The organism is Variovorax sp. P4_B10 (assembly GCF_056402375.1).
In genome coordinates this window covers 86951-101555 of record NZ_JBFUHN010000009.1, presented here as the reverse complement: position 1 = coordinate 101555, position 14605 = coordinate 86951, and the positions used below count along the sequence as shown (strand labels likewise).

15 protein-coding genes are annotated in these 14605 nt (G+C 67.6%); 5 read left to right on the top strand and 10 right to left on the bottom strand.

All coding sequences use genetic code 11. The features are described 5' to 3' along the window. Positions 1-9 precede the first annotated feature (9 nt). Together AC1DXX_RS07065 and AC1DXX_RS07060 are read right to left on the bottom strand one after the other, a co-directional pair. Positions 10-429 carry a hypothetical protein gene (locus AC1DXX_RS07065; RefSeq protein ID WP_478133463.1) on the bottom strand — a complete coding sequence of 140 codons (420 nt, stop codon included), beginning with the start codon at positions 427-429 and terminating at the stop codon, positions 10-12. Between the two features lie 364 nt (positions 430-793). Then, the gene (locus tag AC1DXX_RS07060) at positions 794-2722 is read right to left on the bottom strand and encodes a sensor histidine kinase (protein WP_478133462.1); all 1929 of its coding nucleotides are present in this window, start codon (positions 2720-2722) and stop codon (positions 794-796) included. A 225-nt stretch (positions 2723-2947) separates the two neighbouring features. On the opposite strand from AC1DXX_RS07060, the gene AC1DXX_RS07055 reads away from it, so the two are divergent. Further along, a complete protein-coding gene (locus AC1DXX_RS07055; RefSeq protein WP_478133461.1) occupies positions 2948-3877 on the top strand; it encodes a LysR family transcriptional regulator in 930 nt (309 codons plus the stop codon). 118 nt (positions 3878-3995) lie between these two features. Further along, positions 3996-4472, top strand: coding sequence for a DoxX family protein (locus AC1DXX_RS07050; protein ID WP_478133460.1), 477 nt, complete (start codon positions 3996-3998; stop codon positions 4470-4472). Positions 4473-4478: 6 nt separating this feature from the next. Here AC1DXX_RS07050 and AC1DXX_RS07045 read toward each other — a convergent pair whose 3' ends face one another. After that, positions 4479-5222: a Crp/Fnr family transcriptional regulator gene (locus tag AC1DXX_RS07045; protein WP_478133459.1), complete on the bottom strand. Its 744-nt coding sequence runs from the start codon at positions 5220-5222 to the stop codon at positions 4479-4481. A gap of 29 nt (positions 5223-5251) precedes the next feature. Between AC1DXX_RS07045 and AC1DXX_RS07040 the strand changes: the two genes are divergently transcribed. Both AC1DXX_RS07040 and AC1DXX_RS07035 read left to right on the top strand, forming a co-directional pair. Then, positions 5252-6913, top strand: coding sequence for an adenylate/guanylate cyclase domain-containing protein (locus tag AC1DXX_RS07040; RefSeq protein ID WP_478133458.1), 1662 nt, complete (start codon positions 5252-5254; stop codon positions 6911-6913). A 114-nt stretch (positions 6914-7027) separates the two neighbouring features. Next, positions 7028-7384 carry a DUF4148 domain-containing protein gene (locus AC1DXX_RS07035; RefSeq protein ID WP_478133457.1) on the top strand — a complete coding sequence of 119 codons (357 nt, stop codon included), beginning with the start codon at positions 7028-7030 and terminating at the stop codon, positions 7382-7384. A gap of 30 nt (positions 7385-7414) precedes the next feature. Here the strand turns inward: AC1DXX_RS07035 and AC1DXX_RS07030 are convergent, their stop codons facing one another. The 5 genes from AC1DXX_RS07030 to AC1DXX_RS07010 all read right to left on the bottom strand — a co-directional run bounded on the left by AC1DXX_RS07030 (position 7415) and on the right by AC1DXX_RS07010 (position 12165). After that, a complete protein-coding gene (locus tag AC1DXX_RS07030) occupies positions 7415-8476 on the bottom strand; it encodes a maleylacetate reductase (RefSeq protein WP_478133456.1) in 1062 nt (353 codons plus the stop codon). Positions 8477-8563: 87 nt separating this feature from the next. Continuing rightward, positions 8564-8971, bottom strand: a complete 408-nt coding sequence (locus AC1DXX_RS07025) for a DoxX family protein (RefSeq protein WP_478133455.1) — start codon at positions 8969-8971, stop codon at positions 8564-8566. Continuing rightward, on the bottom strand, positions 8968-10194 hold the full coding sequence (locus AC1DXX_RS07020; protein ID WP_478133454.1) for a 3-hydroxybenzoate 6-monooxygenase: 1227 nt from the start codon (positions 10192-10194) through the stop codon (positions 8968-8970). Before AC1DXX_RS07020 ends, AC1DXX_RS07025 begins: the two co-directional genes overlap by 4 nt. A 1-nt stretch (position 10195) precedes the next feature. Beyond that, complete coding sequence (locus AC1DXX_RS07015) at positions 10196-11167, bottom strand: amidohydrolase family protein (RefSeq protein ID WP_478133453.1); 972 nt, start codon at positions 11165-11167, stop codon at positions 10196-10198. An 8-nt stretch (positions 11168-11175) separates the two neighbouring features. Further along, the gene (locus AC1DXX_RS07010) at positions 11176-12165 is read right to left on the bottom strand and encodes a Bug family tripartite tricarboxylate transporter substrate binding protein (protein ID WP_478133452.1); all 990 of its coding nucleotides are present in this window, start codon (positions 12163-12165) and stop codon (positions 11176-11178) included. Positions 12166-12239: 74 nt separating this feature from the next. Here AC1DXX_RS07010 and AC1DXX_RS07005 point away from each other — a divergent pair, with 74 nt between their 5' ends. Beyond that, a complete protein-coding gene (locus tag AC1DXX_RS07005) occupies positions 12240-12689 on the top strand; it encodes a MarR family winged helix-turn-helix transcriptional regulator (protein WP_478133451.1) in 450 nt (149 codons plus the stop codon). 19 nt (positions 12690-12708) lie between these two features. Here AC1DXX_RS07005 and rtcA read toward each other — a convergent pair whose 3' ends face one another. Next, the gene (rtcA, locus tag AC1DXX_RS07000; protein ID WP_478133450.1) at positions 12709-13746 is read right to left on the bottom strand and encodes an RNA 3'-terminal phosphate cyclase; all 1038 of its coding nucleotides are present in this window, start codon (positions 13744-13746) and stop codon (positions 12709-12711) included. Continuing rightward, on the bottom strand, positions 13743-14597 hold the full coding sequence (locus AC1DXX_RS06995; RefSeq protein ID WP_478133449.1) for a nucleotidyltransferase domain-containing protein: 855 nt from the start codon (positions 14595-14597) through the stop codon (positions 13743-13745). The genes rtcA and AC1DXX_RS06995 overlap by 4 nt, the downstream gene beginning before the upstream one ends. Positions 14598-14605 lie beyond the last annotated feature (8 nt).

Genomic DNA, 14605 nt, shown 5'->3' with positions numbered 1-14605 from the left:
AATTCAGAATCAAATGCACTTCAGGTCGTCGATCAAAACTCTGCTGATCAACTCTTTGCGATCTCGTGCGATTTGCTTGAAGGAGCCTTGAATCTTTGCCCGCTCCTGGGCTCGATACGCTTTCGACATGGCAGTTGTATTGCCTAGAGATGTACCATCTGCGCTATAGAACCGCACATCTACCGTCAAGAAGTTTTTGCAAGATTTGCTGTAAGCAACGAATCCGGTCAGGCTGAACCTGTCATCCAGGAATGCCTGCAATTTCAATTCCTCCAGCGTTGCCACTTGTGAAACACTGGGACTGACCTCGATCTTCATGTCTTGGAACCCATTTCTAACCGATGTTCTCAGATTATTGACGCCATCGGCAATAGGATTGGCGCAGCCAAAGAGGAAGCAGACGGGCAGCAGCAGAAAGATCTTTTTCATGTGTGACGTAATTTATAAATGATTGTCGCAATAAAACTGCGAGCACCGGGCAGGTGCGACTGTCTTCTCAAGCCGGACCGCGCAGAGATTTTCTGGCATGGGCCGTCATGTGATCCGGATTAAATCGAAAGGATTGAAGCTCGGATGCGCGCAATTGCTCATTGGGATGAGCGCATCTTTCACCGCTCCGTGCAACTATTGAGTTACATCGCTATTCCGAGCCCAACTCGAGACCTGTCTGAAGCAGGATTGGTTGTAAGTAAGTGTATGGGTTTCCGGGGTGGTTGTCCTCTTTCGGACGAGGATGCGTGTCAATGCCGCAATGGATTTCCCCACCCTGCATGGTTGGATGCCCAGCCCGGCGTCAGCCATCCTGAGCGCTCGCATGCCCCCCCGAGGCAGCGCTCGGAAGCAGCACCGTTGCCTCACGGGACTTGCTACTTGGCACAGGCAGATGCAAGCACCAGGAGGTCTCCCCAGGTCGCGAGCGCAGCGTCAGCGTGCCGCCCAGCGCGGCAGCGCGCGCACGCATGTTCGCCAATCCCCTGCCGGCGAACTTGGCGCTGGCATCGAAACCACGGCCGTTGTCGCACAGCTTGACCTCGATGGCTTCACCCGTCGCGCCATCCGCGCCGCCAACGGGTACCCGTCGCGCATGCAGGCTGGCCCGCGTCGCCGCCGAGTGCGCCATCATGTTGGCGAACGCTTCGAACAGCAGCATCTGCAACTGGTGGGACTCGCGCGCGCTCCAACCCGTCATCAGCGGCAGGCGGCTGACATCCCAGTGCAGATCGATGCAGGCGGCCTGCAGGCGCGGCCCCAACCGGTAGCGCACGCTGCCCAGTGTCGAGGCCACATCGCCCTCATCGGCATGCATGGCGTCCACCGTGAGCTTGAGCTGGTCGACCGCGTCGCGCAGGTGCAGCGCGACATCCTCGCGGGCCGCCCCTGGCTGCTGGGCAATCCGCAGCAGCCCCACCAGTTGGCCTCCAAGACCATCGTGCAGGTCCTGCACCAGGCGCTGACGTTCCTCCAGAGCGCCGCGCGCCTTCTCTCCCTCCCGTTCGCGCGCGAAGACAGCCTCCAGAGCGGCGTTGCGCTCGGCGAGTTCCGTCTCCAGCGAGGCGTTCATTTGCGCCATCGCCCGGGCGTCCTTGCGCATGCGCTCGGCGATGACCCACGCCAGCGTGATGGCGAAGCCGACCCAGGCGAAGCGGATCCAGGGCACCATGGCGTAGGCCTCGGGCGAGGTGCGCATGACCCATACGTCGCGCGCAGCGCACAGCACGATCAACACCGCGGCCAGGCCCAGCACGCGGTGTTCCAGCACGGCACTGCGCAGCGCCACGCGCAGCACGACGACCATCATCGACAGTGCAGCCAGGAGGCACAGCCCCCGCCACAGCGGCATCAGCCACAGCCAGGGCACCATGATGCCGAGCACGGCCGCAACCGGCGCCAGCCAGGCCATCAGGCCCAGGAGGCGCGCCAGCCGGGTGTGCTCGCGTCCCACCACGGCCAGGGCGAAGCGGCACAGCAGGGGCACCGCGGCCTGGAACGCCGCCAGCGGCAGCACGCCCCACCAGGGCCAGGGCAACGGTGCATGCGTGAACAGCACGCGTGCCGTCTGCACCGACCACAACAACTCTCCCAGGCCGTAGTAGAGGTAGATCGGTTCGCGCTGTCGCAGCCACACCAGCAGCGACAGCGCCCCCAACACGCCGCTCACGATGGCGATGAAGCGCCCACCGCTGACGTGCCAGAACAGGGCACGTTCGTACAGCGGAAGAATCTCCGCCTCGCTGCCCGCCACCACCGGCGACAACCCGCCCTGCCGTGCCGTCTGCGCCGCGATGACGATTTCCACACGCTGCGGCGACGCCGAGCCCGAGGCAGGCAGCACGAAGTACTGCGGCGCAATGGAGGCATCGTCGTAGGGCTCCGGCGGGAAGGCGCCGAACCGCGCCAGTTCCTGGCCGTTCGCCGACAGACGAAAACTGTTGCCTATGCGCGGCACGAACAGCGCCACGGGCGTGGAGGGATCGGCCGCCGGTATCTCGAACGCAAACCGCGCCTCGCCGTCGACCGCGCCTTGCCGCTGATCCCAGTCATAGGGCAATGCCACGGTCTGCGGTTTCTGGACCTCGGCCGGCGCCTCGCCGCGCAAGGCCAGCGTGAGCTGCGCCTGCTCCACAAGCGTCACGGCCCGTGCAGGGACGCACCACCCCAGTCCCACCACCGCGAACATCAGCAACAGCAGGCGCCACACGAGCGCTTCATTTCGTAGACCCATGACACGGCAAATGTAGCAACATTTACTTACCGAACCGCTGCCGCGAATCACTCGACGCCACGAGGCCTCCTTGGGATTCGGTCCTCCCAAAACAATTCAGTTCAAGACTATTCAATCGTGATTCATTGGACGACCCCATAAAATCAAAGGCTTGGAAAAGTTTGGGTCCAGCGGTTTATCCCCCGGAATCAACCCCGAAAGAGACAACCAAGCCCCGGAGACCCCATGGACCGCTGGACCGAAATCGCCCTGCTCGTGCAGATCGCCGATGCCGGCAGCCTGAGCCGCGCGGCCGAGGCGCTGGGGCTTTCGAATGCCGCCGCGAGCCGCCACCTGAGCGCACTCGAAGCCCGGCTCGGCGCGCGGCTGGTGGAGCGCAACACGCGCCGCCTCTACCTCACCGACACCGGCCGCGAGTTCTGCGGCCGGGCCAAGACCATCCTGGCCGACCTGGCCGATGCCGAGTCGACGGTGAACGCCACGGCGCTCAACCCCACCGGCACGCTGCGCATCACGGCCTCGCTCTCGTTCTCGATCCACCACATCGCACCGCTGCTGCGCGAATACACGCAGCGCTACCCGGGCGTGACGGTGCACGTGGAGGCGGCCAACCGCTACTTCGACCTGATCGACAACAACATCGACGTGGCGATCCGTACGCGCGAGTTCGAGCCCGATTCGAACGTCACGATCCGCCGGCTCGGCGAGACGCGGCGCATCCTCGCAGCCTCGCCGCGCTACTTCGCGCAGCACGGCTTTCCGAAGACGCTGGAAGCGCTCGCGCAGCACAAGCTGCTGATCTACACCCACGCCAACAACCCGAACGAGCTGCGCTTCACCCGCAAGGGCGAGACCCGCACCGTGTCGGTCCGCGGCCTGCTCGAATCGAACGACGGCCAGGTGCTGCGCGCCGCCGCGCTCGACGGCATGGGCATCCTGGTGCAGCCGACCTACATCGTCTACGAGGACATCGTGGCCGGGCGGCTCGTGCCCGCGCTCGACGACTGGGACCTGCCGCACCTGACGATCAACCTGGCCTATCCGAGCCGAAAGCACCTGTCGGCGAAGGTGCGCAGCTTCATCGACTTCATGGCGGCTCATTTCCAGAAAATGGACTACGAGCGCAAATGGACCGGCCACTTCGGCACGCACTGACCAGGCTTTTCTCCAAAAAATGTGCGTAAACGCACAGCCCGGCGATGGGCAGCTCCGCAACACTGGAACCGCAACCGCCGCACTCCGTGGCGGACCCTTCCACTTTCAAGGATCTGCCATGAACACCCAGGCCGTAGCCGCCAACACCGCGCGTGCGCCGATCGCCCCGTCGTCGCTCGCCACCCCCTCCCCCGCCACGCTGGACGATTCCGGCAAGCTGCTGCTGCGCGTGGTGATCGGCGTGCTCGTGCTGCTACACGGCATCTTCAAGCTCTCGGCCGGCGTCGGCTTCATCGGCGGCATGCTGGCCAAGGCCGGCCTGCCGGGCGGGCTGGCCTACCTCGTGTTCGTGGGCGAGATCGCGGCCCCGCTGCTGATGATCGCCGGCGTCTGGACCCGCGCGGCAGCCGGCGTGGTCGTCATCAACATGCTCGTGGCCTTCGGCCTGGTGCACGCGGCCGACCTGTTCGCGATGACCAAGCAAGGCGGCTGGGCGCTCGAACTGCAGGGCCTGTACCTGTTCGGCGCGCTGACCGTGGTGCTGCTGGGCGCGGGCCGCTTCAGCATCGGTGGCCGCAACGGCCGCTGGAACTGATCCGGCTCAGCCGGCGTCGCCCCGCACCTGCGCGACCATGCGCTCGAGGCGGGCGGCATCGGCCACCAGCAGGGCCTTGCCGTCCTTGCGCAGCACGCCGCTGCGCACCAGCACATTGAGCTCGCGGGTCACCTGCTCGCGGTTGGTGCTGATCTGGCTGGCCAGCGCCGCATGCCTGGGCGCCGGCTCCAGCCGCGCCTCGTTGCCCTCGAAACCGGCGGCGCGCGCCAGGCGCAGCAGCTCGGCATGCAGCCGGTTCTGCACCCCGAGCGTGCTCAGGTCGATCACGCGCTCCGACAGCTGCCGCACCAGCGATGCCAGCCGCTGCATCACCCGCTCGGCCACCAGCGGCTCGTCGCGCAGCAGGGCCATGAAGGCGGGCCGGTCGAGGCTGGCAACCACGCTGGGTTCGAGCGTCACCACATCGGCGGAACGCGGACCGCCGTCGATCGCGGCAATGTCGCCGAAGTGCTCGCCGGCTTCGGAATCGCGGAAGGTGACCTGCCGGCCGTTGGCCGAATAGGTCGTCACCCGCACCCGGCCCGAGACCAGCAGGAACACCTCGCCCTGCTGTTCGGAGCGCAGCAGCAGGGGCTTGCCGGCCTCCACGCTGTGCCACAGGCACTGCTGCGCGAGCAGGTCGAGGCGCTGGTCGGAGAGGCCTTCGAGCAGCGCGATCTGGCGCAGCGCGAGGCTGGAGCGGGGGGTGGGTTCAGGTTTGGCCATGCCGGTCGGTTGGGGCGCGCGCATTATGCTCGGGTGCCGCTTCGAACCCGTTCATGGACAGACGTTCCCCCCCAGCCCTTTTTCCGCTGAGACCGCCGACGCGGCGCAATCTCCGCTGGGCGAGCGGGCTGGTGCTGATGGCCTACGTGACAGCGCACCTGCTGAACCATTCGCTCGGCATCTTTTCCTTTGACGCGGCCGAGACCGTGCTGCGCGGCGTGCAGCGCTTCTGGCACAGCCTGCCGGGCACCGTGCTGCTGTACGGCGCAGCCTTCACCCACCTGGCGCTGGCCGTCGTCGCCCTGTGGGAGCGGCGCACCCTGCGCATGCCGCCGCTCGAAGGCCTGCGCGTGCTGCTGGGCTTTGCGCTGCCGCTGCTGCTGGCCACCCACCTGACCGCCATGCGCGGCGCCTACCTGGCCTACGGCATCGAGGGCTCCTACGTCCGTGTGGTCTGGGGGCTGTGGAACCTGCCGGGGGCGGCCGCGCAGCTCGGCATGATGCTCGCGGCCTGGGCCCACGGCTGCCTCGGCCTGCACTTCGCGCTGCGGGTGCAGCCGGCCTACCGGCGCTTCTCTTACCTGCTGCTGGCCGTTGCGGTGGTGCTGCCGCTGACGGCGGCGATGGGTTTCGTCTCGATGGGCCGCGAGTTCCAGTGGACCGGCGTGCCGCCGGTCGTGCTGCCAACGCCCGAACAGGGCAAGGCGCTCAATGCGGCCGAGTGGAACATCAAGTGGTTCTACGCACTCGCGCTGCTCGCCCTGCTGGCGGCGCGCTGGGGGCGGAACCGGTTTGCACGCCTGTCGCGCCAGCCGTCCATCGCCCTGCGCTATCCCGACCGCACCGTGCAGGTGCCGCGCGGCTGGAGCGTGCTGGAGGCCAGCCGCTCGCACGGCATCGCGCATGTGTCGATCTGCGGCGGCCGTGCCCGCTGCTCCACCTGCCGCGTGCGCGTGGCCGGCCCGGCCGAACACATCGGCGAGCCGGGCCGCGACGAGCAGCGCACGCTTGAACGCGTGCGCGCGCCGGGCGATGTGCGCCTGGCCTGCCAGCTGCGCCCGCACGGCGACATCGAGGTCACGCCGCTGTTCGCACCGCGGCCCAACGAGGGCCGGCCCGCACCGGTCGGCAGCTTCGGGCGCGAGCGCGACGTGGCGATCCTCTTCGTCGACCTGCGGCGCTGGTCGGGGTTGTCAGAGCGGCAGTGGCCCTTCGACCTCGCCTATGTGCTCGACCGCTACTTCGCCACCGTCGGCGCGGCCGTGCGCGAGAGCGGCGGCGTGCCGAACCAGTTCATCGGCGACAGCGTGATGGCGATCTTCGGGCTCGAGTGCGACCTGCCGAGCGCATGCAAGCAGGCGCTGCGCGCGACCGAGCTCATCGGCCGGCGCATGGACGCCTGGAGCGAAGGCTTCGAAGCCCAGTTCGGGCAGCGGCTGGATTTCGGCATGGGCCTGCATGCGGGACGCGCGGCCGTGGGTGAAGTCGGCTATCTGGAGACCACCACCTTCACGGCGATCGGCGAGGTGGTCAACACGGCGAGCCGTTTGCAGGACCACTCCAAGACCGCTGCATCGCGCCTCGTTGTCTCCCTGTACGCCGCGCAGCAGGCCGGCGTTGCAGACACGATGGGCCCCACCGAGACGCTGGCCGTTCGCGGCCGCTCCGAGCCCCTTGCGGTGCTGTATCCGCACCCTGCGACGACGCCCCTGTAGTTGGAGAAAGCGGTGCGCAAACGCACAGCGCAAACCACGATGCGGTTTCACACTGCATCTTGTGGCAACGACGAATGTCCGCCGTCCACGCAGACAGTCAAAGGGACTCTCACCATGAAGACGAAGCAACTCATCGCTCTTTCCGCCGCCGCACTCGCCATGCTGGGCGCCGCCGGCGCGCACGCCGAAACCTACGAAGGCGTGCAGGCGATCACCTCGCATGCCAGCCGCGCCGACGTGCAGGCCGAAGCCGTCGCAGCCGCGCGCAGCGGCAACACGTATTCGGACGCCAACGGCGAAGGCGTGGTGGCCATCGACGCCACGCTCGACCGCAACGCCGTGCGCGACCAGGCCGTCGCCACCGCGCACGACCCGCTGCAAAGCCTGGACCGCCGCGCCTTCTACCGCGACCAGGTGCCTTCGGCCTACAACAAGCCGACGGTGTCGTTCACCCGCCAGGCCGGCCTGTAAGAAAGAAAACCCCGCGCGGCCCTGCCCTGCCTACGGCCGCACGCCTTCCCACGCGTTCTGCAACAGGGCGCGGATCGCCTCGCGCTCCAGCGGGCGCGGATTGGGGTACTGGTTCTGGAGCGCATGCGCGCAGGCCAGGTCGAGATCCGATGCCTTCATGCCGATGTCGCGCAGCGCGACCGGCGCGCCGTTGTCGCGCGCGAGGTCGAACACGGCTTGCGCGGCATTGCTGCCGCCCAGCGCCTTCGCGATGCGCGCCATGGCTTCCGGCGCCGCCGCGGCGTTGTAGGCCAGGGCATGCGGCAGCACGATGGTGTGCGTCTCGGCATGCGGCAGGTTGAAGCTGCCGCCCAGCGTGTGGCACAGCTTGTGATGCAGGGCCATGCCGACATTGCCGAGCACGGTGCCGCAAAGCCAGGCGCCGTAGAGCGCATCGCTGCGCGCGCCCAGGTCCCGGGCCGATGCGCGGATCGCCGGCAAGGCGCGGCCCAGCGCGGCGATGCCCTCCTGCGCCATCAGGTCCATGATCGGATTGGCATCGGTGGCGTAGAGACCTTCGGCCGCATGCGCGATCGCGTTGATGCCACTGGTCACGCTCATGCCCACGGGCAGGCTCAGCGACAGCTCGGGGTCGTAGATCACGGTGCGCGGCAGCACCCTGGAATCCTTGCCGGTCTTCTTCATGCCCGCTTCGGTGATGCCGTAGATCGGCGTCATCTCGGAGCCCGCGTAGGTGGTCGGGATCGCGAGGATCGGCAGGCCCGAATCGAGCGCGATCGCCTTGCCGAGCCCCGTGGTGGAGCCCCCGCCGATGGCCACGGCGCAATCGGCGCCGAGACGGCTTGCGACTTCCCTTGCCTCGCGTGCGGTTTCGATCGGCACATGCATCACGGCCCGGTCGAACACGCCGGCCGCATGCGCGCCCAGCATGTCGGCGATGCGCTCGGCCTGCGGGCGCTGCTCGGGCGTGGAAAGCACCAGCGCACGGCGTGCGCCGAGCGCGTCGATCTCGCGCGCCAGGTGCTGCAGCGACCCCGCACCGAAGACCACCCGCTGGGGAACGCTGTTGTAGACGAAGGATTGGACGGACATCGCTCGATCTTTCCTGAGGGGATTGCGTGCGAGTGTCTCCCCGCCCCGCGGACCGTTCAACCACACGGGCGGAAAGGAGTTTTCCACTCAGCCCGTAGAACCGGCCTTCCGCTCGCTGCTGCCGGCGTGGACGATGAGCACCAGGAAGCCGCCCGCCATGGCCACGTTCTTGAGAAAGTTGTTGAGCTGGCCCGCGAACTGCGCCGCGTCGGCAGACCAGAACGCATGCGCGGCGAAGGCCGTGGCCAAGGTGAACACGGCCAGTGCGCTCGCGACCCACTGCACGCGCCATCCGGCGATCAACAGCAGCCCGCCGCCGATCTCGAGCGCGATGGTCAGCGGCAGCACCACGTCGCCCAGCGGAATACCGAGTTTGGCGAAGTAGCCGAGCGTCGCGCCATAGGTCAGGAGCTTGCGCACGCCCGCGACGAGGAAGATCGCGGCCATCAGCACGCGGGCGGCCAGGGTCCAGCCCCGGAAGGAAGTCGTCGTCATGTCGTTTCTCCTGGGTGCTGCGTCTCGTCGAGACAGGTGGCCGCTGTCCAGCCGTAGAGCCATTCGAGCGCGTCGTAGAAGCGCTCCTGCGGCCGCCCCTTCCACATGCTGTTGCGCACCAGGCGCTCGACGCCCTTGGCGTGGTAGATGCGGCCCATCTCGCGCGCCGAGAGCACCACCCGCGCGGTGCGTGCCACGCGGGAGCGCTCGTACAGCGCGAGCGCGCGGGGCCAGTCGCCGCCTGCGCGGCGCAGTGCGAGGCCCAGCGTTACCGCGTCTTCGCAGGCCGTGCAGGCGCCTTGCGCAAGGTATTGCACCATCGGGTGCGCCGCATCGCCCAGCAGCGTGGCGCGGCCGAAGGTCCATTGCTCGATGGGGTTGCGGTCGGCCGTCGAGTAGCGCTTCCACGCCTTCGGAATGCGCAGCAGCTGCTGCACCTGCTCGCAGGTCGGGCGGAAATAGCGCTGCACCTCGGCCGGATCACCGTCCATCGAGCCCCATTCCTCGGGCTGGTCGCTGTGGAAGGTGACGGCGATGTTGAACTTGTCGCCGCCCTTGAGCGGGTAGTGCACCAGGTGGCAGTTGGGGCCGACCCAGATGCAGGGCGCGGTAAAGCGCAGCGCCTCGGGGAACTCGGCCGTGTCGACCACCGCGCGGAACACCACATGGCCCGAGACGCGGATGCTGTCGCCCACGTACTGCTGCCGCACCGCCGAGCGCACGCCGTCGCAGCCGATCACGGCCTGGCCCTCGTGGCGGCCACCCTGTGCGTCGATGAGCGTGACACCATGGTCGTCCTGCTCGATGTGCACGACCTTGGTCGAGGTCAGGAACTCGATGCCGTCTGTGGTCGCCTTCACGCCTTCGAGCAGCGCGCCGTGGATATCGGCGCGGTGGATCACTGCATAGGGGTTGCCGAAGCGTTCGCGAAACCTGCCCGACAGCGAGATGCTCGCCACGCGCTTTGCATCGATCGCGTCGAACATCACCATCTCTTCGGTGTAGACCGCCTTGGCGCGCAAATGCTCGCCGACGCCGAGCGCGTCGCAGGCAGCAAAGGCATTGGGGCTCAGCTGGATGCCCGCGCCGATCTCGCCGATCTGGCTGGCCTGTTCGATCACCTTCACGCGATAGCCCTCGCGCACCAGCGCCAGCGCGGCGGCGAGGCCGCCGATGCCGCCGCCGGCCACGAGCACGGGGCGCGGGTCTTTGGTGGCGTTCATGTCAGTTCAAGCCGAAGAGCTTGCGAGCGTTGTCGCGGCCGATCTTCTGGCGGTCGTTCTCGCTGATCTCGCACTTGTCGAACCAGCGGGCGGCGTCCTCGTGCTTCTCGAACGGATAGTCGACCGAGTACATGATGCGGTCCGCACCCACCTCGAGCATCGTCGACAGCAGCGTCGGCGTGCGGAAGTTGCCGCTGGTCGTGATGTGCACGTTGCTGCGCAGGTAGTCACCGATCTCCCTGTCGCAGGGCATGCCGCGGCGGCCCTTGCGCAGGATGTGGTCGACGCGCCAGATGTTGAACGGAATGCCCTCGCCGAAGTGGCCAAGGATCATCTGCAGCTCGGGGTGTCGGTCGAACATGCCGCTGGACATCAGGCGCAGTGCGTGGATGCCCGTTTCCATCGCGAAGGCCCAGGTCGGGCCGGTGAGCCAGTGCGCACCGTCATAGATCGGCTCGCGGCTCAGCAGCGGATCGCGCGGGTGCATGTAGAACGGTTTCTTCAGCGCCGCGGCGGTGGTCCAGAAATCGTTGAAGCGCGCGTCGTCGTAGTAGACGACGGTGTTCTCGTCGCCGACCTGCGAGAAGCCGTTGACCAGGAAGCCGTGGAAACCCAGCTGGTTCACGCAACGCTCCAGCTCGCGCGCGGCGGCCTCGGGGTCTTGCATCGGCAGCGCGGCGAATCCGCCGAAGCGTGTGGGGTGGCGCTTGACCTGCTCGGCCAGCACGTCGTTGGCGCGCTGCGCCACCTCGATGGCGCGCTTCGCGTCGGGAATGGCCTGCACCGCCGGCGAGTTGAGCGAGAGGATCGAGAACTCGGTGCCCCATTCGTCCATCTGCGCGAGGCGCTGCTGCTCGAAGTCGAGCAGGTTGTTCTTCAGGCCCTGCCACACCTCGGGGCGGGCGTAGACCTGCGAGTCGGCAATCGTGAGATCGATCGCGAAATGCTCTTCGAGCGCAATCTTGTTCTGCATGGAAATGATCACTCCGGTTTGATGTTGAGTTTGTCCAGCACGTCCTGCCAGGTCTTGCGGTCGTCGGCGATGTAGCGCGCCAGTTGTTCGGGCGTGCCGGGGCGCGGGTAGGTGCCGAGCTCGCGCGACTTGGCGACCACGTCGGGCAGCAAGAGCGCCTCGTTCATGTCCTTGTTGAGCTTCGCGAGCACGAGCGGGTCGACGCCCTTCTTCGCGATCACCGCGAACCAGCCGTGCGCCACCGCGCCGGGAACCGTCTTGCTTGCGAGCGGAAACGACTCCAGCCCCGCCTCGACGCGGTCGCCCATGCTGGCCAGCACACGCATGCGCCCGCCCTGCACGTTGCCCGCGACCACGTTGTAGGTCTCGACCATCATCTGGGTCTGGCCGCCCAGCGTGGCCTGCATCGCCTGCGCGCCGCCGGGGTAGTGCACCTCGAGAAACTGCGCACCCGACTGCAGGCCCAGCAGCGCCGAGGCCAGGTGCGGCGCGGTGCCGCGGCCGTTGTCGGCCACCTCGATGCCCTGCGGCTTGGCGCGCGCGGCGGCGATGAACTCGGCCAGCGTCTTGTACGGGGAGTTGGCCGGCACCGCCAGCATGAAGGGCGCGACGGCCGCGAGCGTGACCGGCACGAAGTCGCGGTTGAAGTCGTAGCTCACGCCCTTGATGGTGCTCGGGGCGACCGAGATGGCCGAGCCCTGCACGAAGCCGAAGGTGTAGCCGTCGGTGGGCGCCGCGAGGATCGCGTTCATGCCGATCACGCCGCTGCCGCCGGGCTTGTTGTCGACGATCACGCCCTGCCCCCACTTCTCGCCGAGCTTGGCGCCCACGTGGCGGATCAGTACGTCGGGCGCCGACCCTGCGGGGAACGGCACCACGAAGCGCACGGCCTGCGTGGGCCACTTGGCCGCAGCCCCTTGGGCATGGGCCATCGGCGCCGCCGACAGAAGAGAAAGCACCACCGCGATGGCGCCCCGACGGGAAGGGTTCCGGCTCATGATCGCCTCCATTTTTACTTGATTATTCAAGCAACTGGGGCGGACTATATACTTGATTGTTCAAGCATGTCTCCATGAAAACCCTGCACCGCGATCATGACCTCGAGAAGGCCATTCCGTTCCTCCTGGCGCGCGCCGGCGCGCGCATGGGCAACGCCTTCGCGAAGGCGCTCAAGCCCTACGGACTCAGTCTCAGCGAGTGGCGCGTGTGCGCGTCGCTGCAGCACACGCCGCGGCAGACGCTGTCGGAGCTGGCGACGCATGCGTCCACCGACCTGTCGGCGCTGTCGCGCATCGTCGACCGGCTGGCCGCGCAGGAGCTGGTGGCGCGCGAAAAATGCGACACCGACAAGCGTGCGGTGCGCATCGCACTGACGGAGCGCGGCCTGGCGCTGACCTGCGAGCTGATTCCGCTCGCGCAGCACTATGAAGCGGTGGCGACTTCCGACTTCAGCGCGGCCGAAGTGAAGACGCTGCGCGCGATGCTGCTGCGCCTTTACGCCAACGCGACGCCGCTCGCCTGAGCGAGCGGCTTTTTCCGCATCAGGCCGGCAAGACCTGCACCGTCGAGGCTTCGCGGCCTTCGGTGATCGCGAAGCGCACCGGCAGGAAGCGCTCGATCACCGTGCAGTTGGTGCGCGTGTGCGCCGTCACCTCGCTGCAGGTGAACGCGGCGGTCTTGTGGCTCTGCCACACCGAGAGCGCGAGCAGCAGCGCAAGCTGATCGGCCAGATGCGGACCGACGGCCGCCTCGCTCTTCTGGAACGCGCGCAGTTCCTTCACCAGGCCGTGTGCCACCTGCTCCGCGCTGAGCGACTTCTCGCCGAAGGCCGTGAAGACCTCGGTGACGTGCTCGTAGGCCAGCGTGGCGAGCAGCGCATTGCCGGGGCCTTCATTCTGGCGGACCGTGCCGAAGCGCAGCTGCTCGCCGGACCAGCCCATCGCACCGCCCAGCGTGTCGAGCTCGCGCGTCGGCACATGGCGCGGCAGGCCTGGGGCGAGGCATTCCGCATAGCCCGATTGCTGCGCGCCGCGCGCCATCAGGTCGAAAGGCTGCAGCGTGCCCGTTGCCGGCACGATGGCCGCGTCGACCTCGCCGCCGCCGGCCGGGTAGAAGCCGCAGCGGCGCAGCGTGAGCTGCAGGTCTGCGCCCAGCCGGCGCACCAGCGGCGCGAAAGCGCGCTCCAGGAAGTGGAACGGCGGCGCCATCGGGTTGTGCGTGCCGCCGCTCAGGTGCACCTTGCTCGCCGCACCGGCCAGCAGCAGCGGCGGCAGCACGGTCTGCAGCACCAGCATGCAGCTGCCCGCGCTGGCAATCGCAAATCGGTAGTCGCCCGCGCGCACCGGGCCGGGCACGAAGCGCAGCGACTGCGAACCGAGTTCGGCGCCTTCGACCTGCGCGCCGCTGATCTCGGCTGCGGCATTCACGCACGCGAGGTGCTGGCGCATCAGGCCGGGCTTGGCGCGGCCTGCGCGGATCTTCTCGATGGCCAGGGGCTGGCCCGTGACCACCGACAGCGCGAGGCTGGTGCGCAGGATCTGGCCGCCGCCCTCGCCCTGGGAGCCGTCGAGTTCGATCATGCGTGGACTCCTTCTTGCGAGGCCGAGGCAGCCGGGTCGAAACGCAGCACGGTCTCGCAAAGGAACGCATCGAGCCCCGCCTCTTCGGCCTGAGGCAGCGGCGTCACCGGCTCGGCCGCGTTGGCCGCCAGCTCGGCTTCGATGAACGCATGGATGCCGGGCCAGCGCGGGCTGGTTGCGGCCTCGCCGGCGCGCATCTTCACCTCGAGCAGTGCGTTGATCTCGTCGATCAGCGCGGCATCGCGCACGGCGTCGAGCGTCTTCTGCGCCAGGTCGGCGAAGCGCATCGGCGGCACGCCGGGCTGCGTGCGGATCCAGCGCGCGGCCAGCAGCGGGCGCAGCACGTAGAGGTATTTCTTGTAGCGCACCTCGTCGGCCTGCAGGTGCTCGCGGAAATTCTTCTTTGCCATCGAACTGTAGTGATGCCAGCCGCGCGCGTTGGAGAACACCGCCTCCGACAGCGCGCGGAACCGCGGCATCGCGAGTGCATCTTCGCGGTACACGATGGGCGAACGCAGCCATTCGAGCAGCGTCGGGTTCGACTCGCGCATCAGGCCCAGCGCCTTGCGCAGATCCCAGCCGGTGATGTCGAGATCGCCGCTGATCGGCACCTCGATCACGTCGCGTCGCGGCGTCACCGTGAGATACCACGGCAGGCGGTTGACGTAGATGAAGCGCACGTCGTAGTCGCTGTCGGGCGAGGCAAAGCCCCAGCCGCGGCTGCCGGATTCGCAGGCGAAGAGCACGGTCACGTCGTGGCGCGCTTCGATGGCGCGCAGGTTCTCCATGACCTGCACGCGCATGGCGGGGTCGATGGGATGGGCGGAGCGGAGGAATTCTTGAGTCGTCATGAAAATAG